The sequence below is a fragment of the Devosia oryzisoli genome, from assembly GCF_014837245.1.
GTDB classification, from domain to species: domain Bacteria; phylum Pseudomonadota; class Alphaproteobacteria; order Rhizobiales; family Devosiaceae; genus Devosia; species Devosia oryzisoli.
In genome coordinates, this window is the sequence record NZ_JACYFU010000001.1 from 664377 (window position 1) to 688298 (window position 23922).

The window sequence follows — 23922 nt, forward strand, 5'->3', positions numbered from 1 at the left end:
GACACTCCACCGGATCGGGTCTTTGACGCGCTCAGACCGGCTTGATCAGGGCGTGGCGCTTCTTGCCGACCGAGAGCTTGATGACACCCTCGGGCAAGAGGGCGTTGTCGCCCAGGGCCAGCTTGTCGTCGTCGATGGAGGCATCGTTGATGCGCACGGCGCCGGACGCGATGTGCCGGCGCGCTTCGCCGTTGGACGCGGCAAGCCCCGCGAGCACCAGCGCGTGCAGGACGCCGATGCCTTCGTTGAGCTGGGCGTGCGTCACCTCCGCCGTCGGCAAGGAAAGATCGATCGCGCCAGCCTCGAAGGTCGCCTGCGCGGTCGCTGCTGCCTGAATGGCGGCGTCGCGGCCATGGACGATGGCCGTGGTCTCGGTCGCCAGGACCTTCTTGGCCTCGTTGATCTCGTTGCCGCCGAGCGCCGCGAGGCGGTCGATTTCGGAGATGGGGAGGCGCGTGAAGATCTTGAGGAAGCGTCCGACGTCGGCGTCCTCGGTGTTCCGGAAGTACTGCCAGAAATCATAGGGCGAGAAGAGATCGCCATTGAGCCAGACCGCGCCGGAGGCCGACTTGCCCATCTTTTCCCCGGACGACTTGGTCAGCAGCGGCGTCGTCAGCGCGTAGAGCTGCGGCCCGCCCATGCGATGGCTGAGGTCCACGCCGTTGATGATGTTGCCCCACTGGTCCGATCCGCCCATCTGCAACACGGTGCCGTAGCGCCGGTTGAGTTCGACGAAGTCGTAGCCCTGCATGATCATGTAGTTGAATTCGAGGAAGCTCAGCGACTGCTCGCGGTCGAGCCGGAGTTTCACCGAGTCGAAGCTCAGCATGCGGTTGACCGAAAAATGCCGGCCGACGTCGCGCAGGAACTCGACATATTTGAGTTCAAGCAGCCAGTCGGCATTGTTCACCATGATGGCCGGGTTGCTGCCTTCATAGTTGAGGATATTGCCGTAAACCTTCTTGATACCTTCGATATTAGCCGCAATCTGCTCCTGCGTCAGCAGCTTGCGCTGGTCATCACGGAAGGACGGGTCGCCCACCATGGAGGTGCCACCGCCCATCAGGCTGATCGCAGTGTGGCCCGTCTCCTGCAGCCAGTAGAGCATGGTGACGGTGATCAGATTGCCGATATGGATCGAGGTCGCCGTGGCGTCATAACCGACATAGCCGGTGATCTTGCTGGTCGCGGCCAGCGCATCGAGCCCTTCGGGGTCGGAAATCTGGTGGATGAAGCCGCGCTCGTCGAGCACACGGAGGAAATCGGATTTGAACTTGGTCATGATGCGATCCAAAGGCTGTCCCTGTCACAGGGTCATTCCCGCGAAGCGGGACCCTCTGTTTGAAGGACCACCGGAAGGGAAACGGAAGTCCCCGCTTTCGCGGGGATGACACCGTGGTGGTTTCAATCGCAGGTGTGCGCCCTTGAAATCAGCGCCCGCCGCCGTCCGCGATCTCCTGACGGCGACGGTCGAGATAGTCGGCGCAGCGCGTCGTCAGTTCATCGATCTTGCCTTCGTAGAAGTGGTTGGCCCCCTCCACGATCTGCTGCTCGATGGTGATGCCCTTCTGCGTCTTGAGCTTGTCCACCAGCTTCTGCACCGAAGAGGGCGGCGCCACGCGATCCTTGTCACCATGGATGATGAGGCCGGACGACGGGCAGGGGGCCAGGAAGGAGAAGTCGTAAAGGTTTTCCGGCGGCGATACCGAGATGAAGCCTTCCACCTCCGGGCGGCGCATCAGCAACTGCATGCCGATCCAGGCCCCGAAGGAGAAGCCGGCAATCCAGCAGCCGCGCGACTCGCGGTTGATGATCTGCAGCCAGTCGAGCGCCGCGGCGGCGTCGGAGAGTTCCCCGATGCCGTGGTCGAACAGGCCCTGCGACCGGCCGACGCCGCGCGAGTTGAACCGCAGCACGGAAAAGCCGCGTTCGGCGAACATGTAGAAGAGATTGTAGACGATCTGGTTGTTCATCGTGCCGCCGAACTGCGGGTGCGGGTGCAGCACGATGGCGACGGGAGCATTGGGCTCCTTGCCCGGTTGGTACCGGCCTTCCAGGCGCCCTTCCGGGCCGTTGAAGATCACTTCAGGCATGGGTTTCTTTTCTGGCCTCTTGGGCTCTGTCGCTCGGGTCTGTCCGGCCACCGAAGCGCCCCAGCGCGGCTTGACTAAGCCCTGGACGCTTTCTAAAACATGTGTCGGAAAACCAGTTTAGAATTATTCGAAACAGGTTTTTGCCGCTTTTCCGGCGGCGTTGAGCGCCCCTTGTAAAGAAGTTGGGCGACGAATTTCAAGAAGTGTTTGGATTCGGGGCGCAGGCGCGCCGCGATCCCGGCATGGCAGGTATGACGGGCACGCAGCAGCCCGAAAGGCGCAATGACGAGACAGGCGGTTTATCTCGATCACAATGCCGCAGCCCCGCTTCGTCCTGAGGCGCGGGAAACGCTGCTGCACGCCCTGACCCTCACCGGCAATCCATCCTCCGTGCATGCGCACGGGCGCGCGCTGCGCGATCTGCTCGATACCGCCCGCCGGCAGGTCGCGCGCCTTGCCGGTGCCGAACCGCGCCAGGTCGTGTTCACCGGCTCGGCCACCGAAGCGCTGACGCAGGCTATTGTCGGCGGCGCCAGGGCATTTGCGGTTAGGGCCATTGCTGTGAGCGCCGGCGAGCACGCCGCCGTCCTCAAGGCCGCCGAGGCCACCGGCCTGCCGGTCTGGACGGTCGGGCTCGATGCGCAGGGGCGCATTGATCTCGATCAGCTTGCGCAGGTTTTGCAGCGCGCCGACGCCGAAGGTGTTTCCCTCCTGGTGGCGCTTCACTGGGTCAACAACGAGACCGGTGTGATCCAGCCGATGGCGCGGATCAATGCTCTCGTCGGACCCACGCGTCACACGCTTGTGGTCGATGCGGTGCAGGCGCTGGGCAAGCTCGATCTGGATTTTGCCGCCTCGGCACCCGATATGCTGGCTATCAGCGGCCACAAGATCGGCGCCCCGGCCGGCGTTGGTGCTCTGCTCCTCAAGAGTCACGCCGATGGGGTTCGCCTGATCCCCGGCGGTGGCCAGGAGCAGGGGCGGCGCGGCGGCACGGAAGCGGCGGCGCTGATCGCCGCCTTCGGCGCAGCCGCGGCGGCGACGCAGTACGACCGGCGGGCGATGCTGGATTTGAGCCAGCGCGTCGAAGCCGGCCTGAAAACCATGGCGCCTGATGTGGTTGTCTTTGGCGCCGAAGCCGAGCGGACCGGTAACGTCGTCAACTTTGCCGTGCCGGGCGTCAGCAACGCGACCGCCATGATGGCCCTCGATCTGATGGGGCTGTCGGTCTCGTCGGGGTCGGCCTGTTCGTCGGGCAAGGTGGGGCCGAGCCATGTCCTTTCCGGCATGGGCGTGCCCCGCGCGCTTGCCGAATGTGCCTTGCGGGTGAGCTTTGGCTGGTCCTCGACCATCGAGGATGCCGAGGCGTTTCTCGCCGGATTTGAAACTGTGCTTTCCCGCCGCGCGCGGGGAGGAAAGGCGGCCTAGCCGCTGGTCTATCTGTTCGCGGCGGCCTTGACCCGCCGAGGAACATTGAAGGAGAAGCCTTATGGCGGACTACGACATTCCGACGCTCAAGGAAGAGATCGATCGCGAGACCGTCGATCAGGTGCTTGCGCTCGACGTCGACAAATACAAGTACGGCTTCGAGACGCTGATCGAATCCGACGTCGCACCCCCGGGCCTCAACGAGGACATCGTCCGCCTGATCTCGGCCAAGAAGGACGAGCCCGAGTGGATGCTGGAGTGGCGCCTCGAGGCGTTCCGCCGCTGGCAGACCATGGACGAGCCGACCTGGGCCAAGGTGCACTACCCCAAGATCGATTTCCAGGCGATCAGCTATTATGCGGCGCCCAAGGCGTTCAAGGGCCCCAAGAGCCTCGACGAGGTCGATCCTGAGTTGCTCAAGACCTACGCGAAGCTTGGCATCCCGCTCAAGGAGCAGGCGATCCTGGCCGGCGTCGAAGGGGCGGGCGAGCCGACCGGCACGCCGTTCTCCGGCAATGTCGCGGTCGACGCCGTCTTCGACTCCGTTTCGGTGGTGACGACGTTCCGCGCGGAACTGGCCAAGCAGGGCATCATCTTCTGCTCCATCTCCGAGGCCATCCGCGAGCACCCCGAACTGGTGAAGCAGTATCTGGGCTCGGTCGTGCCGGTCACCGACAATTATTACGCCACGCTCAATTCCGCGGTCTTCACCGACGGGTCGTTCGTCTTCATCCCCAAGGGCGTCCGCTGCCCGATGGAGCTCTCGACCTATTTCCGGATCAACGAGAAGAACACCGGCCAGTTCGAGCGCACGCTGATCATCGCCGAGGACGATACCTACGTCTCGTACCTTGAAGGCTGCACCGCACCGACGCGCGACGAAAACCAGTTGCACGCTGCGGTCGTCGAACTGGTCGCGCTCGACAATGCCGAGATCAAGTACTCCACCGTCCAGAACTGGTATCCGGGCGACAAGGACGGCAAGGGCGGCATCTACAACTTCGTCACCAAGCGCGGCGACTGCCGGGGCACCAACTCCAAGATTTCCTGGACGCAGGTGGAAACCGGCTCGGCCATCACCTGGAAATATCCCAGCTGCATCCTGCGCGGCGACGGCTCGCGCGGCGAGTTCTATTCGATCGCCATTTCCAACGGCTATCAGCAGGTGGATAGCGGCACCAAGATGATCCACCTGGGCAAGAACACGTCCAGCCGCATCATCTCCAAGGGCATTGCTGCCGGGTTGTCGGACAACACCTATCGCGGCCAGGTGTCGGCCCACGCTAGGGCCAAGAACGCGCGCAACTTCACCCAGTGCGACTCGCTGCTGATCGGCGACAAGTGCGGCGCCCATACGGTGCCCTACATCGAGAGCCGCAACGGCACGGCTGTGTTCGAGCACGAGGCGACCACCTCGAAAATCTCGGACGACCAGCTGTTCTATTGTCAGGCCCGCGGCCTCAACGAGGAAGAAGCCGTCGCCCTGATCGTCAACGGCTTCGTGCGCGACGTGCTGCAGCACTTGCCCATGGAGTTCATGGTGGAAACCCAGAAGCTGATCTCGATCAGCCTCGAAGGCAGCGTGGGGTAGTTGGGGCAGGGGAGCGAAGCTCCCTCACCCGGCGCGCCGCGCCGACCTCTCCCCCATAGGGAGAGGAGAAGAACAGAAATCGCGGCTCCCTCCCACCTCTCCCTTCGGGGGAGAGGTCGCCCGCAGGGCGGATGAGGGGGCCTTGCAGCAAATCGGCGACTGATTGGCGCCATGGAGACCGAAAATGACCACGCCTGTTCTCGAAATCCGCAATCTCCACGCTCGCATCGAGGAGCGCGAAATTCTCAAGGGCGTCAACCTCGTCATCCCGCCGGGCGAAGTGCACGCCATCATGGGCCGCAACGGCTCGGGCAAATCGACGCTCAGCTACGTTTTGGCCGGCCGCGAAGACTACGAGGTCACCGAGGGCGAAATCCTGCTCAATGGCGAGAACATCCTCGAGATGGAGCCCGATGAGCGCGCCGCGGCCGGGCTGTTCCTGGCCTTCCAGTACCCCATCGAGATCCCCGGCGTCTCCACCATGACCTTCCTCAAGGCGGCGATGAACGCCCAGCGCAAGGCCCGCGGCGAGAGCGAGTTGTCGACGCCCGATTTCATGCGTGCGGTCAAGGAAGCCGGCGCCCAGCTCAAGGTCGACAGCGACATGCTCAAGCGTCCGCTCAATGTCGGCTTTTCGGGCGGTGAGAAGAAGCGCGCCGAGATCATGCAGATGGCGCTGCTCAAGCCCTCGCTCGCCGTGCTCGACGAAACCGATTCCGGCCTCGATATCGACGCGCTGCAGGTGGTGTCGAAAGGCGTCAATGCCCTGCGCGACGGGAAGCGCTCCATGCTCGTGATCACGCACTACCAGCGCCTCCTCAACCACATCGTGCCGGACGTGGTGCACGTCTTCGCCGACGGCCGGATCGTCGAAAGCGGCGACAAGGACCTGGCGCTGAAGCTGGAAGCCGAAGGCTATGCCAACTACGGCGGAGAGGCGGCCTGACCCATGCGCCAAGCTTATCCTGTTCGTCTCGGCCCGGCCGAGCAAACCCTCATCGATCAGCTCAAGGCGGCCGGTGCCGACCAGGCCGCGGAGCGCCTAAGCGTTGCGGGCCTTCCGACGCGGCGCTTCGAGAGCTATCACTATACCGACCTCAAGACGCTGCTGCGCAGCGTGCCGCCGCTGGGGGCCCCGGCCAATCAGGTGGACGTGCCGGCCTTGTCTCTGCCGGGAGCGTTCAACCTCACGCTCGTCAACGGCGTCGCTTCGCAGCAGGGGGAGGCGCCCGAGGGTGTCATCGTCGGCACGGCCCATGGCGGGGTCCTCACCACGCGTGACGACGCCATCGTGCACATCAACAGCGGGCTGGTGCGCGAATCCCTTTCGCTGTCGCTCGACAGCACGCTCGACCAGATCGTGCAGATCGCGCATCGGATCGAGGGCGAGGCAGCCCACGTGGCCGATGCCATCAAAGTCTTCGTCGCCGACGGCGCCACCGCAACCATCGTCGAGACCTTCAGCGGCTCCGATGCCGCCCATGTCGGCAATCATGCCATGTACATGGCGCTGGGCAAGGGCGCCGTGGTCACGCACGTCACCATCGACCTCAGCGCCAGGGCCACGTCTCACTTCGCCACCAACGAGTATCATCTGGCCGATGGCGCCCGTCTGCGCACCCTGGTCATCCACCTGGGGGCAGGGCTGGCGCGCACCCATCTCTTCCCGCACATGGGGGGCGCGGATGCCCATGCCGACGTAACGGGCCTCAACCTCGTATCCGATGGCCAGCACGCCGACATCACCATGGAAACGCATCACGCGGTGCCGCACACCTCGTCGCAGCCGCTCTTCAAGTCGATTGCTCGTGGCCGCTCCAAGGCGATCGTGCAGGGCAAGCTGGTCGTGGCGCGCGATGCCCAGAAGACCGATGCCAAGTTCATGCACCAGGGCCTGATGCTGTCGGACGAGGCGGAGATCCTCTCCAAGCCGGAACTCGAGATCTACGCCGACGACGTCGTATGCGGGCACGGGTCCACCTGCGGCCAGCTCGACGACGACAGCCTCTTCTACCTCCTCAGCCGCGGTATCCCTAAGGCCGAGGCGGAGACCATGCTGGTCCGCGGCTTCATCGCCGAACTGCTCGACCCGGTGGACGATGAGGGCCTCAACAGCGCCCTGCAAGGTATCATCGACGGCTGGCTGCTGGGCGGCAAGTGACATGAAATCCTCGTGGTTCGAGGCGCTACGCGCGCCTCACCATGAGGATTTCCCCCTAACTCCCGAGGTAGCCCTCATGGTGAGGTGGGAGCGAAGCGACCCTCGAACCACGAGGGCGGCTGGTAGGAATGGAAATGACCTTCGACCTCGAAAAAGTTCGCGCCGACTTCCCCATCCTGTCCGAACAGATTCACGGGCATCGGCTAGTCTATCTCGACAGCGGCGCATCGGCGCAGAAGCCGGTGCAGGTGCTGGACCGGATGGATCACGCCTTCCGCCACGAATATGCCAACGTGCATCGCGGCCTCCACACGCTCGCCAACCGGGCCACCGACGCCTACGAAGGCGGCCGGCGCAGCGTCCAGCGGTTCCTCAATGCCGCGCGGGCGGAAGAAATCATCTTCACCCGCTCTGCGACAGAAGCGATCAATCTGGTTGCCTCGTCCTTCGTTGGGCCGCGCATCAGCGAGGGCGACGAGATCGTCACCACGGTCATGGAGCACCACTCCAACATCGTTCCCTGGCACTTCCAGCGCGAGCGCAAGGGCGCTGTCATCCGGTGGGTTAGCGTTAGGGATGATGGCAGCCTCGATATGGAGTCCTTCGCGGCGGCGCTCAGCGACCGCACGCGTATCGTTTCGGTTACGCATATGTCCAACGTGCTGGGCACCGTCAATCCCGTGCACCAGATCATCGAGATGGCCCATGCGCGCGGCATCCCGGTGGTGATCGATGGCTCCCAGGGCGCGGTGCACACCGCCGTGGACGTCCAGGCGCTCGATGCCGATTTCTACGTCATGACGGGCCACAAGCTCTATGGGCCCACTGGCATCGGGGTGCTCTACGGTAAATACGATCTGCTCGCCCAGATGCAGCCCTACCAGGGCGGCGGCGAGATGATCGAGACCGTGACGCTCGACGAGGTTACCTACAACGAGCCGCCGCACCGCTTCGAGGCGGGCACGCCACCCATCGTGCAGGCCATCGGGCTGGGAGCGGCGCTCGACTACATGCAGCAGCTTGGCCGCGAGGCCATCGTGGCGCATGAACATGCGGTGGCCGAATACGCCGAAGAACGCCTGCGCCGGATCAACTCGCTGCGTCTCATCGGCACGGCACCCGGCAAGGGCGGCATCTTCTCGTTCGAGATTGCCGGCGCCCATGCCCACGACGTGGCGACCATTCTCGACCGCTACGGAATTGCCGTCCGCGCCGGCACGCATTGCGCGCAACCATTGCTCACACGCTTCGGTGTCACCTCTACCTGCCGCGCGTCCTTCGCCCTATATAACGGCCGGGACGACGTGGATGCGCTGGTGGATGGCATCGAGCGGGCGCAGAAGTTTTTTGCCTGAAACGAGGCGGCTATGACAGACGACATCAAGACCCAAGAGAGCGCAGCGCAAGTCGATACGCGCATTTCGCCCAACCTGCCCGCCGATCTGCCCGAGGCGGAGGTCGAGCGGATCACCACCGACCTGATCGGAGCACTCAAGACGGTCTATGACCCGGAAATTCCCGTCGACATCTACGAACTCGGCCTCATCTACCGCGTTGACCTTGATGATGACCGTAACCTCACCATCGACATGACGCTGACGGCGCCGGGGTGCCCCGTGGCTGGGGAAATGCCGGGTTGGGTGGAGAATGCCGCGCGCGGCGTCGAGGGCATCCAGGACGTCACCGTCAACATGGTGTTCGACCCGCCCTGGGATCCCTCGCGCATGAGCGAAGAGGCGCAAGTGGCATTGAACTGGTGGTAAATTGGTACGTTTCGTGCCATATTTCCTAAATCGATCAAGATTGGAACGCTGAAATGCCGTTCAAGATCATGTCGCTCACCGATGCCGCCGCCGAGCGCATCACCGAGATCATCGAAGACAGCGAAAAATCAGTCATCGGTCTGCGCGTCGGCATCAAGAATGCGGGGTGCGCCGGTGTTTCCTACACCATGGACTACGTCGAGACCCCGGTGGCCGGTGACGACCACGTCGAGGATCACGGCGTCAACGTCTGGGTCGATCCCAAGGCGACTATGTTTCTCCTGGGGACCGTCATGGATTTCGAGCAGGGCAAGATGGGCTCGAGCTTCACCTTCAAGAACCCCAACCAGACCGGCGCCTGCGGCTGTGGCGAGAGCGTCACGCTCGCTCCGGCCGATCTCAAGGCAATCGCCGAAGCCCGAGCCGGCGCCTGACCGGTCTAGCACCTCTCCTTCGGGGGGAGAGATCGGCGGCGACATCGGCAGGAGAGGGGGCCTTTCTTAATTGCACAAAGTTTTGGCCTGAGGCATATCCCGATCATGCCGCACGCCCTTCCCCCCGCCTTCACCATCGTCCCTCCGAACGGCCCGCTCTCCGGGCGCGTCTCGCCCCCGGGCAGCAAGTCGATCACCAACCGTGTCCTGCTTCTGGCGGCCCTGGCGAACGGCACCAGCCGCCTGACCGGAGCGCTCAAGAGCAAGGACACGACGCTGATGGCGCAGGCCCTGCGCCAGATGGGTGTGACGGTCGAAGAGTCGGACGACACCACGTTCCTCGTGACCAGCACGGGCCGGCTGCGAGCCCCCGCAGGCCCCCTGTTTCTGGGCAATGCGGGAACAGCCACGCGCTTCCTGACCGCCGCCGTCGCCACGATCGAGGGCACCGTCATCGTCGATGGCGACGAGGACATGCGCCTCCGCCCCATCAAGCCGCTTGTTGATGCTCTCAACGCGCTCGGTATCGACGCGAGCAGCCCCACCGGTTGCCCGCCGGTGACCGTTCGCGGCACCGGCCGCTTCGGCAAGGGCAGGGTGGAGATCGATGCCTCGCTCTCGAGCCAGTATGTGTCAGCCCTGCTGATGGCCGCGCCGTTCGGCGAAGGGCCGATCGAGGTCGCGCTTGCGGGCAAGGACATCGGCGCCCGTGGCTATGTCGATCTCACCCTGGCCGCCATGCGCGCCTTTGGGGCCGATGTAGCGGACAATGGCGAGGGCGCCTGGCTCGTCCAGCCCACGGGCTATGGGGCCACCGACTTCCACATCGAGCCGGATGCCTCAGCGGCCACGTACCTTTGGGGCATAGAGGCCCTGACCGGCGGCAAGATCGACCTCGGCGTTGCCGCAGAGGCGTTCACGCAGCCCGACGCTGCGGCGCAGCAGGTGATCGCGGCCTTTCCGAACATGCCTGAGGTGATCGACGGATCGCAGATGCAGGACGCCGTACCGACGATGGCGGTCGTGGCCGCCTTCAACAATCGCCCGGTGCGCTTCGTCGGGATCGGCAATCTGCGCGTCAAGGAAACCGACCGCATCCGCGCCGTCGCCAACGAACTCAACCGCATCCGGCCGGGTCTGGCGGTCGAAGACGGCGACGACCTGCTCGTTCATTCAGATCCGGAATTGATGAAAGCGGCCAGCCGCACCGCCACAAGCCGTATCCAGACCTACCACGACCACCGCATCGCCATGAGCTTTGCCTTGGCCGGGTTGCGCATCGGCGGCATCACCATTCTCGACCCTGCCTGCACAGGCAAGACCTATCCCGACTACTGGGACATGCTGCAGGGGTTGGGCGTCGAGCTGATACCGGGCCAGTAGGTCAGGCGGCCGAGGCGCTGGAGCCGCCACCGCCCAGTTCCACCAGCTCGCTTTCGCTCACCACCCGATTGCGGCCGGCGTGCTTGGCGGCATAAAGGCAGCGGTCGGCACGTTCGATCAGGGACATGGCGTTGTCAGTGGGGTGGAAGCGCGCCACGCCAAATGACGCCGTTATGCGGCCCAGCTTCTCGTTGGTCGAGCGCTTGAGCAGTTCCTTGGCCTGGATGGCCTTGCGCACGTTCTCGGCGACGATAACCGCGCCTTCCATGTCGGTGGAGGGAAGCACCGCCACAAACTCCTCGCCGCCATAGCGCGCCGCGAGGTCCTTGCCCTTGATGTTGGACTTGAGAGTCATCGCCACCAGGCGCAACACCTGGTCGCCTGTCTGGTGGCCATAGGTGTCGTTGAAGGTCTTGAAGTGGTCGATATCGACCAGCATCAGCGACAGCGGCGCGCCGGTCTCGGCAGCCTCCCGGATGGCTTCTGCGAGGCCCTCGTCGAGGCTCTTGCGGTTGGCGATCTTGGTCAGGGGGTCGAGCATCGACTCGCGGCGAACGTCGTCCAGATCTCGCTGGAGGGCCGCGATATCGTCGCGCGAGCTTTCCAGCTGCCGCTCGAGCTCGCTATTGGTGTCCTGCATCCGGCGCGTTTCCGCCAGAAGCCGGCCGGCCAGCTGGCGGATCATCTCCGGCGACAGTTCATGCTCCAGATCACCCGTGGCGGACTGCAGCGAGCCGGAATAGGCATTGGCCGTCGTCATGGCCGCGTCGATGGCGTCGTGTACCGCCTCGATGCGGGCGTGCATGCGCTCGGAGACGCTGCTCATCCGGTCATTGACGTCGGACTTGAGAAACTCGTTGTAGAGCGTCTCCACCAAATCCTGCGAGGGCGCAGCGCCATTGCGGAAGATCGTGTTGATGCGATTGTTCAGAGTCGGATTGACGCCCGTCGCGTAGGTGTAGAGCAGTTCATAGAACTGCGGGTACGGCGGTATGCCGCTGCGCTTCAGCAGGTCGAATGCAGCATTGGCGTATCCCAACGCCCGCATGAATTCCTGATCCGACACCGTCCACCCCGCGTGCTGCCGCGTCCCGATTGTATGAAACCATCCACGAGTCGGGGAGTCCTCCCAGGAGAGAGCGGACTTTACCCCACAACAACTACAGCAGGATTTCCCTACCGTTTGGTCTATTTCAGCGGATCATTCGCTGATCCGGGTCGGACGCAGGAGAAAAGCCGGGACTGGACCAGCGTCGCCGAACGCCGACCCGCCCTGCGCCGACTGCGGTTCTTCCTGAGGGGGGCGAGTCCGCGAGGGCCGCGACCGTTTCGGAGCCGGTTTGGCCTCGGCAGGCTTGGTCTCTGCAGGTGCCGCCTCGCTCTGACTCGTGTCGACGGCAGTCGCACTGGATTTTTTCGATGAGGCGCCAGAGCGCCCACGGCGCCCGCGGGTCGGTTTCTCACGAACCGGCGCATCGTCGTCCGTCGCCATTTCGGGCGCGGCCTCGTCGGCGTCAAGCCAGTCGACAGGCTTTTCGATCAGTCGCAAAATGGCGGCCAGATGCTTGTCGTCGGAGGGGGCAACCAGGGTGTAGGCAACGCCGGAGCGACCGGCCCGGCCGGTGCGGCCGATGCGATGGACGTAGTCCTCCGCGTGCACCGGCACGTCGAAGTTGAAGACGTGGCTCACCGCCGGGATATCGAGGCCGCGGGCGGCGACGTCACTGGCCACGAGCAAGGTCAGCTTGTCCGTCTTGAATGCGTCCAGCGTTTCCATGCGGCTTTTCTGATCCATGTCGCCGTGCAGCGCCCCGGCGCTGTAACCATGGCGCTCCAGCGACCGTGCCAAAGTCGCCACGTCGCGCTTGCGGTTGCAGAAAATGATGGCGTTGGTCAGTCCCTCGGCCGCGTCGATGCGCTGGCGCAGCGCCGCCCGCTTCTGGTCCGGCTTTGAGGACACCTTGACCAGCTTCTGATCGATCGTTTCCGCGGTGGAGGCGGCGCGCGAGACCTGGACGTGTACCGGGTCCTGCAGGAATTTCTTGGTCAGCCGCTCGATCTGCTGGTCCATGGTGGCGGAGAACAGCATCGTCTGCCGACGCGGGGGCAGGCGGCCGACGATCTTCTCGATGTCATCGATGAAGCCCATGTCGAGCATCCGGTCGGCTTCGTCGATGACGAGGATTTCCACGCCGTTGAGCATGATCTTGCCGCGCTCGATCTGGTCGAGCAGGCGGCCCGGTGTGGCGATCAGGACGTCGACGCCACGATCGAGCTTCTTGTTCTGGTCTTCGAAGCTCACGCCGCCGATAATCAGCGCCATGGTGAGCTTGTGGTTCTTGCCATACTTCTCGAAGTTCTCCGCAACCTGCGCGGCCAGTTCGCGCGTCGGCTCGAGGATTAGCGTGCGCGGCATCCGGGCGCGGGCGCGACCTTTCTCGAGCAGCGTCAGCATGGGCAGCACGAAAGACGCCGTCTTGCCGGTCCCTGTCTGCGCAATGCCGATCAGGTCCTTCTTCTGCAGCAGGTGGGGGATCGCCTGCGCCTGAATTTCGGTCGGCTTGGTGTAGCCGGCATCCGCAACCGCATCAGTGACTTTGCTGGAAAGGCCAAGTCCGGAGAAATTGTCGGTCAAGTCGTTGCTTCCACTCAGGGAGTTGGCCGCCAGCAGCGACCCAGGGGGTAAGCGCAGCGGTGATTGATTTGGACAAGGCCCGCTCTTGTACATGTGCGGCCCTTGCTGGGCGTGCGGATGAATTGGTCCGCATTCGGGCGCTGGACTTCAGACAGTGCTGCGCGCTCCAATGCCCCGCCGGGGTCCGTGCGGATCAGCGCAGCAATAAACGCGGCACCGCCTGCAAGTTGTCCCGGCGAGCGGGACCATAGCGCAAACCCCTTGACTGTCAACGGCCTTGGGGAATTGCTCTCATTTGCAGTTAAGGGCCTTCATATGTCGAGGTCGGTGACGAACGCGGCGTTCTCCTGGATGAACTCGAACCGGGCCTCCGGCTTGCTGCCCATCAACCGGTCGACAGCGGTGCGGGTCGCGTCCCGATCGTCCAGCACCTTGACCTGCAGCAGCGTCCGGCTTTTTGGAGACATGGTGGTCTCGCGCAGGTGGGCGAACGGCATTTCGCCGAGGCCCTTGAAGCGGGTGGTTTCTATCTTCCCCTTGCCGGTAAATTCCGTGTGCAGCAGTTCCGCCCGGTGAGCATCGTCGCGGGCATAGAGCGTCTTCCCCCCTTGCGAGATGCGGTAGAGCGGGGGGAGCGCGAGATAGAGATGCCCGTTCTCGATCAGGCGCGGCATTTCCTGGAAGAAGAAAGTGATGAGCAGCGAGGCGATGTGCGCTCCGTCCACGTCAGCGTCGGTCATGACGATGATCTTGTCGTAGCGCAGGTCCTCTTCCGAATATCGGTCCCGTGTGCCGCAGCCGAGCGCCTGTACCAGATCGGCAATCAGCTGGTTGGCCGCCAGCTTGTCGCGGCTGGCGCCGGCAACGTTGAGGATCTTGCCGCGCAGGGGCAGCACCGCCTGGTTGGCGCGGTTGCGCGCCTGCTTGGCGGAGCCGCCGGCCGAGTCGCCCTCGACGATGAACAGCTCGGCGCCCTGTGCCGCGTTCTGGGTGCAATCGGCCAGCTTGCCCGGAAGGCGGAGCTTCCGCGTGGCGCTGGCGCGGTCGATCTCCTTTTCCTTGCGGCGGCGAAGGCGTTCTTCGGCCCGCTCGACGGCCCAATCGAGCAGCTTGCCTGCCTGCTGCGGCGAGGCCGCAAGCCAGTGGTCGAAGGCGTCGCGCAGGGCCGTGTCGACGATCCGCGTCGCTTCGCCCGATGCCAGCTTGTCCTTCGTTTGGCCCACGAATTCCGGTTCGCGCACGAAAACCGAGAGCATGGCCGAACAATTGGCCAGCACGTCTTCGGCCGTCAAACTGCTGGCGCCCTTGTGTTTGGTGAGCTCTGCATAGGCCTTGAGGCCGCGCAGCAAAACCATACGCAGCCCCGCTTCATGCGTACCGCCATCGGGGGTTGGGACGGTGTTGCAGTAGGACTGGACGCCGCCATCACCGATCGTCCAGGCAATCGCCCATTCCACCGATCCGTGTGAGCCAGGTCGCCCCGTGCGGCCGCTGAAAATATCGTCGGCGATCCGGGTTTCCCCTTCGATCCGCGCGACCATGAAGTCCTTCAGGCCGTCCGGGTAGTGGAAAACGGCCTTTGCCGGTACCTCATCGCTGGCGAGGCTTTCATCGCAGCTCCAGCGCAGCTCGACGCCGCCGAAGAGATACGCCTTGGCTCGGGTCATGCGGAACAGGCGGCCCGGTGAGAAATGCGCCGTCGCCCCGAAGATTTCCGGGTCAGGGTGGAAACGCGTTGAGGTGCCGCGGCGGTTCTGGACGCGCCCCACGGGCTTGACGTCCTCGACGACATGCCCGCGGCTGAACTGGATCCGATACAGCTGCTGCTCACGTGCAACCTCAACGACCATGTCGTCCGAAAGCGCGTTGACGACCGAGACGCCGACGCCATGCAGCCCGCCGGAGGTTTCGTAGGCCTTGGAGTCGAACTTGCCGCCGGCGTGCAGCACGGTATGAACGATCTCGAGCGTCGAGCGATTGGGAAACTTGGGGTGCTTCTCGACAGGAATGCCCCGGCCGTTATCCGTAACCGTGAGGTAACCATCCGCCCCCAGGTGAACCTCGATGCGCGTGGCATGGCCAGCAATGGCCTCGTCCATCGAGTTGTCGATCACCTCGGCGAAGAGATGGTGGTAGGCGTTCGCGTCGGTCCCGCCGATATACATGCCCGGTCGGCGGCGAACCGGCTCAAGGCCTTCGAGGATTTCGATGTCGGCCGCGCCATAGGCTTCGGGCGGAGGCGCAGAGGCGCTCTTGCCCGTGGCCTTGGTGGCGGGTCTGGCGGGTTGCCGCGGCGCTTCGTCAACCGGATGCGCAGTGGCGAAGAGGTCGTCAGGTTGCGACATGCACTTTCCAATTCCTTGCCCGAATCAATCGGGTCCAGCGCCCAGCATATCCCAAGCGTTTCCGCGGGTCTGGCCTGGTGAGCAATTCCCACAAGTGTGGTCGGCATCGGGCCGTCAAGATGAACGCTATATGAACAGCCGCTTGTGGATCAGTTCAGGGCCTGGGGCGTTTCATCGCCGAGTGAAGCTCCGAGCGACGAGGTAATCCCGATGGCACCCATATACAAGATGGTTACCGTTCTGCTGATTGGGCTGGGAACGTTCGCTCCGCTGCAAGCCGCCAGCGCGCAGAGCATGAACTTCGGCATTCATTTCGGCGATGAGCCGGATGACTTCTTTCCGCCTCTACCAATTTGCCTGACGGACCGGCAGATCAGGGACGCCATAGCTGACCGCGGCTTCAGCGACATCTTCCTCAATGTCGCAAACGAGGGCCAGATCCAGGTTCGCGCCACGCGCGGAAACTGGGTTTACCTCATCGATTTCGACTACTGCCGTGATCGGATCGATGACATCACCCGCCTGCGGCCCGCCCGCTGATCGCAATGTGAAGCAAGGGGCGTCCCAGATCAGGGCTCGGCATTTACACCTCGTTTGCTTCTTGAAAGCACTTTCTTAAACGGCCGCTGATAGAACAGTGGACATACGGTTTTTGTTTGGAGTTGCCGTATGCGAGGGCCGCCGCACAGTACTGCGTATCCAGCTGCGGATGGTTCCTCAAGTGTCTCTGGCCATTGGCCTGTTGCCGGGTTCTTCAGTATTGCGTACCGGCTGGCCAATGTCCGCACTTCCCGTCTTGGGGCCGTTATGGCGACCACGGCCGTCTTCTATTTTTGCTGAATCCGATTGCCTTTGATCGTGCGCCTCGCTACGAGGGGCGCAGTGTCCATTCGAGGCGGGAGGGCTGCATGACTGTTTTTCAGACGCATCGCACCCGTGGCCCCGTCTTCGCCCTGCGGCTTGAGCTGCAGGGCTGACCGAGGCTGGTCCGGACGCTTCTTTTGCATCCATTCCTTCCGGTTTGCCCTTTCTCGCGCTGATGTCTTGTCATCAGCGCTTGTCCAGGCACAGGCGCGTCTTGGCGCCATCTCGGAAAGACCCTCCCGATGGGCACGATCAGTCTTCGCAATGCCGGGCACCGCGCCGGCGACCTTCTCTTTTCCGACCTCAATCTCGTTATCGCCGATGGCGATCATGTGGGGCTCGTTGCGCCGAACGGCCGCGGAAAATCCACTCTGTTGCGGGCGATGGCAGGGCAGCTTGAGCTCTCCGAGGGGGAGCTGACGCGCTCGCGCGGGCTCCTTGTCGGCTACGTGCCGCAGGACGTCGCTCCGGCGGCCCTTGGCATCGACCTGCACACCTTCGTCGCCGACGGTCTGGGGCCCGAGCAGCGGGAAACCGAAGCGTGGCGGGCGGAGATGGTTCTCGAGGAGTTCGAGATACCAAGCGCGCTGCGAAGCCGGCCGCTCGGAGAATTAAGTGGCGGCTGGCAGCGGATGGCGCTGCTGGCACGATGCTGGGTCCGTGAACCCAATGCGCTGTTGCTCGACGAGCCGACAAATCACCTCGATCTCGGGCGGGTCGGGTTCGTGGAACGCTGGCTGTCCTATGCAGCCAAGGACCTGCCGGTGGTCATTGCCAGCCACGACAGGGCCTTTCTCGACGCCACGACGAACCGGACGCTGTTCCTGCGTCCTTCCGAGCAGCCCTTTTTCCCGCTGCCGTTTTCCAAGGCCCGATCCGAGCTGGACCGGCTGGACGAGGCTGCGGAGGCGCACCGGGAGCGAGACCTCAAGCAGGCGGCGCAACTGCGTCGTCAGGCGGCCACGCTCACAAATATTGGCATCAATTCCGGCAGCGACCTTCTGACGGTTAAATCCAGGCAGTTGAGGGAGCGGGCGGACCGCATCGAGGGCCAGGTGCAGTCGGTGCACAAGGATCGCACTGGAGTTGTGCGGCTTGGCAACAGTGGCGCAGACGCACGGATAATGCTCTCGTTCGCCAAAGTAGAAGTCGCGACCCCGGATGGTCGGATGCTGTTCGTCATCGATAGGCTCCGTCTGTTCCAGGGCGAGCGCATGGTTGTCCTGGGCCGGAACGGCGCGGGTAAATCGCGGCTGATGGCGCTTCTCACTTCCGCACTTGGCGGAGCCGAAGTCGAAGGGTTGCGGATCAGTCCGCAGGTGGCCGCTGGCTATATGGACCAAGGCCTTGCCTGGCTACCATTGGATGAGGCGCCATTTGATTTTCTTGCGGCGCGCTCAGGCGATGGCGACCGCCGGATAATCGCCTTGCTCGCAGGAGCGGGATTTTCGCCGGAGCGGCAGACAAGGCCGATCGCGACACTCTCGCTGGGACAGCGTGCTCGCCTGGCCCTCCTGGCGCTGAGGCTCGCCCGGCCCAACTTCTACCTGCTCGACGAGCCGACGAACCATCTCGACATCCCTGGGCAGGAGCAACTCGAAGCCGACATTGTCGAAGAAGGCGCAACCGTGGTCCTTGTGTCGCACGATCGCACGTTCCTGCGCTCGATCGGCACGCGCTACTTCGAAATCAAAGGCAGACGACTCGTCGAGGTCGATGGACCCGAGGCGTTTCTCGATGAGCAGGAGAAGGGCTGATCAAACGGTGAACCAGAACGAGGGCAGGGCGCGCAGCAGCGCTATGCTTGTCCGAGCCTTGGGTCGATACAGCGCGTCGCGGGACTGACGGAACATGCGGGTCAACCGCGGGTGAAAAAAAGGGCAGCCTTAGGGCTGCCCTTCGATCTACGAAAGCGTCAAAGCGCTTAGTGGTGATGTTCCTCGGGAACCTCGTCCTCATCCGCCTGAATGAGCTTTGCCAGCTCTTCGCGCGACATCTTTTTCTCGGTGATCTCGCCCTGGTCGGCGATGAAGTCGACGACCTTGTTCTCGAAGATGGGCGCACGAAGGCCGGCCAGCGCCTGCGGGTTCTTGCGATAATAGTCGTAGACCTGCTGCTCCTGGCCGGGGAAACGACGCACTTCGGCGATCAGCGCCTGCTGGTGCTCTTCATCGCTCACCTGCACTTCGTTCTGGTTGCCAATCTCGGCAACCACGAGGCCCAGGCGCACGCGGCGCTCGGCAATGCGCTTGTACTGCTCCTGCGCAGCCTCTTCGGTTGTGCCTTCGTCTTCGAAGGACCGGCCATGATGCTCGACCTCGTGCTTGACGCGCTGCCAGATGGTGTCGAATTCAGCGTCCACCAGCTGTGCCGGCACGTCGAACTTGTGGCCTTCGTCAAGCGCGTCGAGGATCTGGCGCTTCATGTGCTGGCGGCTCATGGACTGCAGTGCAGCTTCCATCTGCTCCCGAACAGCCTTACGCAGCGCGGCCACGTCTTCGAGGCCGAGGCGCTTTGCGAAGTCATCGTCGAGCTCGCCAGCGTTCGGCCCGTCAACGTGCAGCACGGATACGTCGAAGGTCGCTTCCTTGCCGGCAAGCTCCGTGTTGCCATAGTCGGCCGGGAAGGTGACCTTGACTTCCTTGCTCTCGCCCTTCTTGACGCCGATGAGCTGCTCTTCAAAGCCCGGGATGAACTCACCCGAACCCACCGTCAGATGAGCGTGGTCGGACGAGCCGCCCTCGAATTCCTCACCGTCGATCTTGCCGACGAAGCTGAGGCCGAGGCGATCGCCGTTCTCGACAACGGCGCCATCACCCTTGTCGGTATAGCCGCGGTTCTGTGCGAAAACGCGGTTGACCTCGGCGTCCACTTCTTCCTCGGTCACTTCGACGACTGGCTTGGTTAGCTTGACGCCCTTGAGCTCCATCAGGGAGACCGGTGGCAGCACTTCGTATTCAACTTCGAAGGCAAGGTCGGTCTTGCCATCAAGAACGTCATTGATGACGGTCTGATCCTGCGGCAGGTCAACCTTGGGCTGGGCCGCAGCGCGTTCCTTGCGCTCGTCCAGCGTTTCAGCCACGGTCGAGTTGATGGCATCGGTCATGACTTCCGACATCGCGGAACGGCCATAGACCTTCTTGAGATGCGAAGTGGGGACCTTGCCGGGACGGAAGCCCTTGATGTTGGCCTGACCCTTGAGCTCTTCGAGCTTGGCGTCGAGGCGCGAATTGAGATCCGCTGCCGGAATTGTGACGCTGAGCTTGCGCTTCAGACCTTCGTTGAGGGTTTCAGTTACCTGCATGGGGGGTTATTCCCGAGTTGATTGATCATTGGGCCGAGGCCACGATGGTGCGGGTGAGAGGACTCGAACCTCCACGCCTTGCGGCGCTGGAACCTAAATCCAGTGCGTCTACCAGTTCCGCCACACCCGCAAGGGTCCCCGTCGGCCGGGTTGCGCGAGGGTCTAGCCTAACTTCACCTGCCAGTCAAAGCCCTAGTGCGGGTTGATCGTTGGGACTGCTGCGCCTATTCCCGCGCCACGTGCAGCTCTGGACGGCAGGACAGGATGCTGATGCTTTGAGCGTGCTGCTCAAAATTTGTTCAGCTGACCACTACCGTACGATTGGAGCCTTCTTCGATACCAAACTAACATGCTGCATCTGCTGAATTATTCTGTTCTCGTTTCGCTGGCACAGCCCGTGCATACGAAGAGCGCAACCGCCCAAGAAGGCCATTGGAGGCACAGTTGAAAAAGATCGAGGCTATCGTAAAGCCGTTCAAGCTCGACGAAGTCAAAGAGGCACTGCAGGAAGTTGGCCTGCAGGGCATCACCGTGACCGAGGCCAAAGGTTTCGGCCGCCAGAAGGGCCACACCGAGCTCTATCGCGGTGCGGAATACGTGGTGGACTTCCTGCCGAAGGTGAAAGTCGAAGTGGTTTGCCCCGACGACCTGGCCGAAAAAGCCATCGAAGCCATCCGCACCGCGGCCCAAACCGGCCGCATCGGCGACGGCAAGATCTTCGTCTACTCGATCGAGCAGGCCATCCGTATCCGCACCGGGGAATTCGGCGACGACGCGCTCTAGGCGGCATTTTGCCCGCTTGGCCGTCTCGCCACAAACCGCAACAAGCATTCCGATTTTGACAGGGGAAGACCTAATGACCACCGGAAGCGACATCATCAAGAAGATCAAGGACGAGAACATCAAGTATCTCGACCTGCGCTTCACTGACATGCGCGGCAAGCTGCAGCACGTCACCATGGACGTTTCGGTGGTGGACGCCGACATGTTCGAAGAGGGCGTCATGTTCGACGGATCCTCGATCGCCGGCTGGAAGGCCATCAACGAAAGCGACATGGTGCTGATGCCCGATCCGGCGTCGGCCTATATCGATCCCTTCTTCTCGGCCGCCACCATGGCCGTGAACTGCGACATTCTCGAGCCCGCCACCTACCAGCCGTACAACCGCGATCCGCGCTCCATCGCCAAGAAGGCCGAGGCCCTTGTCAGCTCGAGCGGCATCGGCGATTCCGTGGTGTTTGGCCCGGAGCCGGAATTCTTCCTGTTCGACGACGTGAAGTATTCCAACACGACCTACAAGGTCGGGTTCTCCGTCGACCATTCCGAGTTGCCCACGAACAACGACGCGGACTACGAGTCGGGCAATAACGGCCATCACATCGGCATCAAGAAGGGCTACTTCCCGGTGCCGCCGCTGGACAGCGCGCAGGACATGCGCGGCGAAATGCTCGAGGCGATGGGCTCGATGGGCGTCATTATCGAGAAGCATCACCACGAGGTGGCCTCCGCACAGCATGAACTGGGCATCAAGTTCCAGCCGATGATCCAGTCGGCCGACAGCGTGCTCATCTACAAATACGTGATCCAGCAGGTCGCGAACGCCTACGGCAAGACGGCAACCTTCATGCCCAAGCCGGTCTATGGCGACAATGGCTCGGGGATGCACTGCCACCAGTCGATCTGGAAGGACGGCAAGCCTCTGTTCGCAGGCGACCAGTATGCTGGTCTCTCGATGGAGTGCCTCTACTACATCGGCGGCGTGATCAAGCACGCCAAGGCGATCAATGCCTTTACCAACCCGACCACCAACAGCTACAAGCGCCTCGTGCCCGGCTTCGAAGCCCCCGTGCTGCTGGCCTACTCGGCCCGTAACCGCTCGGCCTCCTGCCGTATTCCTTTCGGCCAGTCGCCCAAGGCCAAGCGCGTCGAAGTACGTTTCCCTGATCCGCTGGCGAATCCATATCTGGCGTTCACCGCGCTGCTGATGGCCGGTCTGGACGGCATCAGGAACAAGATCCACCCGGGCGACCCAATGGACAAGGATCTCTACGAACTTCCCAAGGAAGAGCTCAAGGAAATCCCGACCGTCTGTGGTTCGCTGCGCGAGGCGCTGGAAAGCCTCGACAAGGACCGCGACTTCCTCAAGGAAGGTGGCGTGATGGACGACGATTTCATCAACGCCTACATCGACCTCAAAATGACGGAAGTGATCAAGTTCGAGCACACGCCGCACCCGGTCGAGTACGAGATGTACTACTCGGCCTAAGAGGCACAGCTACAAGCAAGCGAAAGGGGCCGTTGCGGCCCCTTTTTCTTTCTCTCGAGATAGCTGTGATCAGGTTTCCGTGCCGACCAGGACAGGCTGCACCGGATCGTAGGGACCCGTGGCCGACAGTCGGGCGGCTTCGCGCCATTCTTGGGGAGCGCCCAGAAGCGATTCGACAGACGCGGCATCCTGGCGCTCGAAAAAGTGGACGGCAAATCCGGCGTCGAAGATGCGCACGACGCTGCCCGTGATCTTCCCGATGGTGACGACCTCACCGACCTCCGGCTGATAGCCTGCCGAGATGGCGACGCCCGATGCGGAATAGTCGATGATGAGGCACGGCTGTGCCCAGCCGTCGGGCCGGGCCATCATCGAACGCGGCTCGTGGGCCAGGAAACGGCGGTCGCCACGGCGCTCGCGGAGACCGCTCCAACTGCGGTTGCGGAACTCGCTGATCTGGCTTGCAAGAGCCTCCTGCCGCGTTGCTCCGGCCGAGATCGCCACAACGAAGCCATCCTCCGTGTTCTGCTCGACCTTACCGGACAGCGTGCCAAACGGGCCCAGGTTTGCGGTGACGCTCTCGCCGATGGTGGGAATTACCGGAGCCACGACATTGTAACGCGTGGTGCTGATGGACCGCAGTCGACAGGCGTAGAGGTTGATGCCTGGCCGCATGGGCACGCGTCCAATGACGTAGTGGCCGGTGACAGTGCTTATGCCAAAAAGCGAAGTCTGGCTCTGGACGCAATCACTCATGCTGCACCTTCTGGTTGTAGCCACGCGAGAATATGATCAGACGTTCAAGGGAGACTTGACCGCAATAGTGCAAGTTGATCGAGAACCGTAACCGCGCCTTGACCAGTCTCCGTCAGCCCACGGGCAGCTGTAGCAACTGCTCAAGTTCATCGAAGGGCTGAAGCTCGATGAACTGAAGGGCGAAGCCTACTTCGAGGTAACGGACAACGCGTCCAACGATCCGGCCAACAGCCATCGGGGTGCCGATGTCGGGCCAGATCGGGGCCGAGACCGCAACACCCGAGCGGGATATGTCGATAACGAAGCCATCTACCCGACTCCCATCCGCCAGCGTGACTACCGTGCGTGGATCACGGGGCAGGATGCGCCTGTGCTCTCGCTTGTCCGGCACCTGCGAATGGACATGCTTTTTCTGCCAGGAAATCTTGGCGCCCAGCTTGTCCCTTTCGTCTGGGGAGATGTCCAAGGCCACGACGATTCCCGAGGGCAGTCGGCGCGCGGCCCGGCCGCGGATCATGCCGAATTCGTCGAAGTGAGCGATCACCTGCTCTCCTTCTGCGGCGATCACTGGGGCCATTGCAACGAACATCCGCGTCGAGATCGAGCAAAGGCGGCAGGCGTACACTTCGAGCTTGCTGTCCGGACCGCTCCTGCGCTCGGGCAGGGTATAGCGTCCCGGCATGGCGCCGATGAAGCGGACATCATGCCAGGTGTATTGAGACTGCCGCCCCGGCACCTCAAGATCTGCCGTGAACGCCACGGGTCCCCTCCCAAGTGTGATGTTTGCCACTGCCAGTCGCGCGGGCGCGGCGTCGCTCAGCGCCTCCACGCCATGACAAAGCGTCCTGAGTCATGAAGACAGTCTTAACGGGGGGATCGATCGTATTGCCGTGGCGTTG

At 63.0% G+C, this 23922-nt stretch carries 20 protein-coding genes and 1 tRNA gene; 12 read left to right on the plus strand and 9 right to left on the minus strand.

Features of this window, described 5'->3' with window-relative positions; genetic code table 11:
- Positions 1–31: 31 nt before the first annotated feature.
- Both tyrS and IC608_RS03425 read right to left on the minus strand, forming a co-directional pair.
- Positions 32–1282 carry a tyrosine--tRNA ligase gene (gene tyrS, locus IC608_RS03420; RefSeq protein WP_191772629.1) on the minus strand — a complete coding sequence of 417 codons (1251 nt, stop codon included), beginning with the start codon at positions 1280–1282 and terminating at the stop codon, positions 32–34.
- A gap of 148 nt (positions 1283–1430) precedes the next feature.
- Entirely contained in the window at positions 1431–2093 is a 663-nt protein-coding gene (locus tag IC608_RS03425) for an alpha/beta hydrolase (protein WP_191772631.1), read from the minus strand.
- Positions 2094–2375: 282 nt separating this feature from the next.
- On the opposite strand from IC608_RS03425, the gene IC608_RS03430 reads away from it, so the two are divergent.
- The 8 genes from IC608_RS03430 to aroA all read left to right on the plus strand — a co-directional run bounded on the left by IC608_RS03430 (position 2376) and on the right by aroA (position 10853).
- Positions 2376–3521 carry a cysteine desulfurase family protein gene (locus IC608_RS03430; RefSeq protein WP_191772632.1) on the plus strand — a complete coding sequence of 382 codons (1146 nt, stop codon included), beginning with the start codon at positions 2376–2378 and terminating at the stop codon, positions 3519–3521.
- Positions 3522–3582: 61 nt separating this feature from the next.
- Positions 3583–5112 (plus strand): Fe-S cluster assembly protein SufB, encoded by a 1530-nt coding sequence (gene sufB / locus IC608_RS03435; RefSeq protein WP_191772634.1) that lies wholly within the window; start codon positions 3583–3585, stop codon positions 5110–5112.
- Positions 5113–5296: 184 nt separating this feature from the next.
- Positions 5297–6058, plus strand: a complete 762-nt coding sequence (gene sufC / locus IC608_RS03440; RefSeq protein WP_191772635.1) for a Fe-S cluster assembly ATPase SufC — start codon at positions 5297–5299, stop codon at positions 6056–6058.
- A gap of 3 nt (positions 6059–6061) precedes the next feature.
- Complete coding sequence (gene sufD, locus IC608_RS03445) at positions 6062–7273, plus strand: Fe-S cluster assembly protein SufD (protein WP_191772637.1); 1212 nt, start codon at positions 6062–6064, stop codon at positions 7271–7273.
- A 134-nt stretch (positions 7274–7407) separates the two neighbouring features.
- Positions 7408–8628, plus strand: coding sequence for a cysteine desulfurase (locus IC608_RS03450; RefSeq protein WP_191772639.1), 1221 nt, complete (start codon positions 7408–7410; stop codon positions 8626–8628).
- Between the two features lie 12 nt (positions 8629–8640).
- Positions 8641–9036 (plus strand): SUF system Fe-S cluster assembly protein, encoded by a 396-nt coding sequence (locus IC608_RS03455; protein WP_191772641.1) that lies wholly within the window; start codon positions 8641–8643, stop codon positions 9034–9036.
- Between the two features lie 53 nt (positions 9037–9089).
- Complete coding sequence (locus IC608_RS03460; protein WP_191772643.1) at positions 9090–9470, plus strand: HesB/IscA family protein; 381 nt, start codon at positions 9090–9092, stop codon at positions 9468–9470.
- A 105-nt stretch (positions 9471–9575) separates the two neighbouring features.
- Positions 9576–10853: a 3-phosphoshikimate 1-carboxyvinyltransferase gene (gene aroA, locus IC608_RS03465; RefSeq protein ID WP_191772645.1), complete on the plus strand. Its 1278-nt coding sequence runs from the start codon at positions 9576–9578 to the stop codon at positions 10851–10853.
- A 1-nt stretch (position 10854) separates the two neighbouring features.
- Here aroA and IC608_RS18415 read toward each other — a convergent pair whose 3' ends face one another.
- From IC608_RS18415 to parE, 3 genes are all read right to left on the minus strand, one after another.
- Positions 10855–11919 (minus strand): diguanylate cyclase, encoded by a 1065-nt coding sequence (locus IC608_RS18415; RefSeq protein WP_191772647.1) that lies wholly within the window; start codon positions 11917–11919, stop codon positions 10855–10857.
- 135 nt (positions 11920–12054) lie between these two features.
- Positions 12055–13488, minus strand: a complete 1434-nt coding sequence (locus tag IC608_RS03475) for a DEAD/DEAH box helicase (protein ID WP_248306156.1) — start codon at positions 13486–13488, stop codon at positions 12055–12057.
- A 311-nt stretch (positions 13489–13799) separates the two neighbouring features.
- A complete protein-coding gene (gene parE, locus IC608_RS03480; protein WP_191772651.1) occupies positions 13800–15833 on the minus strand; it encodes a DNA topoisomerase IV subunit B in 2034 nt (677 codons plus the stop codon).
- 210 nt (positions 15834–16043) lie between these two features.
- Between parE and IC608_RS03485 the strand changes: the two genes are divergently transcribed.
- The gene (locus IC608_RS03485; protein WP_191772653.1) at positions 16044–16373 is read left to right on the plus strand and encodes a hypothetical protein; all 330 of its coding nucleotides are present in this window, start codon (positions 16044–16046) and stop codon (positions 16371–16373) included.
- A gap of 566 nt (positions 16374–16939) precedes the next feature.
- A complete protein-coding gene (locus tag IC608_RS03490; RefSeq protein ID WP_191772655.1) occupies positions 16940–18454 on the plus strand; it encodes an ATP-binding cassette domain-containing protein in 1515 nt (504 codons plus the stop codon).
- 167 nt (positions 18455–18621) lie between these two features.
- Here the strand turns inward: IC608_RS03490 and tig are convergent, their stop codons facing one another.
- Both tig and IC608_RS03500 read right to left on the minus strand, forming a co-directional pair.
- A complete protein-coding gene (gene tig / locus IC608_RS03495; RefSeq protein WP_191772657.1) occupies positions 18622–20001 on the minus strand; it encodes a trigger factor in 1380 nt (459 codons plus the stop codon).
- A 45-nt stretch (positions 20002–20046) separates the two neighbouring features.
- Positions 20047–20131, minus strand: a tRNA-Leu gene (locus IC608_RS03500).
- A 314-nt stretch (positions 20132–20445) separates the two neighbouring features.
- Between IC608_RS03500 and IC608_RS03505 the strand changes: the two genes are divergently transcribed.
- Entirely contained in the window at positions 20446–20784 is a 339-nt protein-coding gene (locus IC608_RS03505; RefSeq protein WP_046105125.1) for a P-II family nitrogen regulator, read from the plus strand.
- A 73-nt stretch (positions 20785–20857) separates the two neighbouring features.
- Complete coding sequence (glnA, locus tag IC608_RS03510) at positions 20858–22267, plus strand: type I glutamate--ammonia ligase (RefSeq protein ID WP_191772659.1); 1410 nt, start codon at positions 20858–20860, stop codon at positions 22265–22267.
- Positions 22268–22336: 69 nt separating this feature from the next.
- Here glnA and IC608_RS03515 read toward each other — a convergent pair whose 3' ends face one another.
- Both IC608_RS03515 and IC608_RS18420 read right to left on the minus strand, forming a co-directional pair.
- Complete coding sequence (locus tag IC608_RS03515; RefSeq protein WP_191772661.1) at positions 22337–23023, minus strand: hypothetical protein; 687 nt, start codon at positions 23021–23023, stop codon at positions 22337–22339.
- 112 nt (positions 23024–23135) lie between these two features.
- Entirely contained in the window at positions 23136–23783 is a 648-nt protein-coding gene (locus IC608_RS18420) for a PilZ domain-containing protein (protein WP_191772663.1), read from the minus strand.
- Positions 23784–23922: the final 139 nt, after the last annotated feature.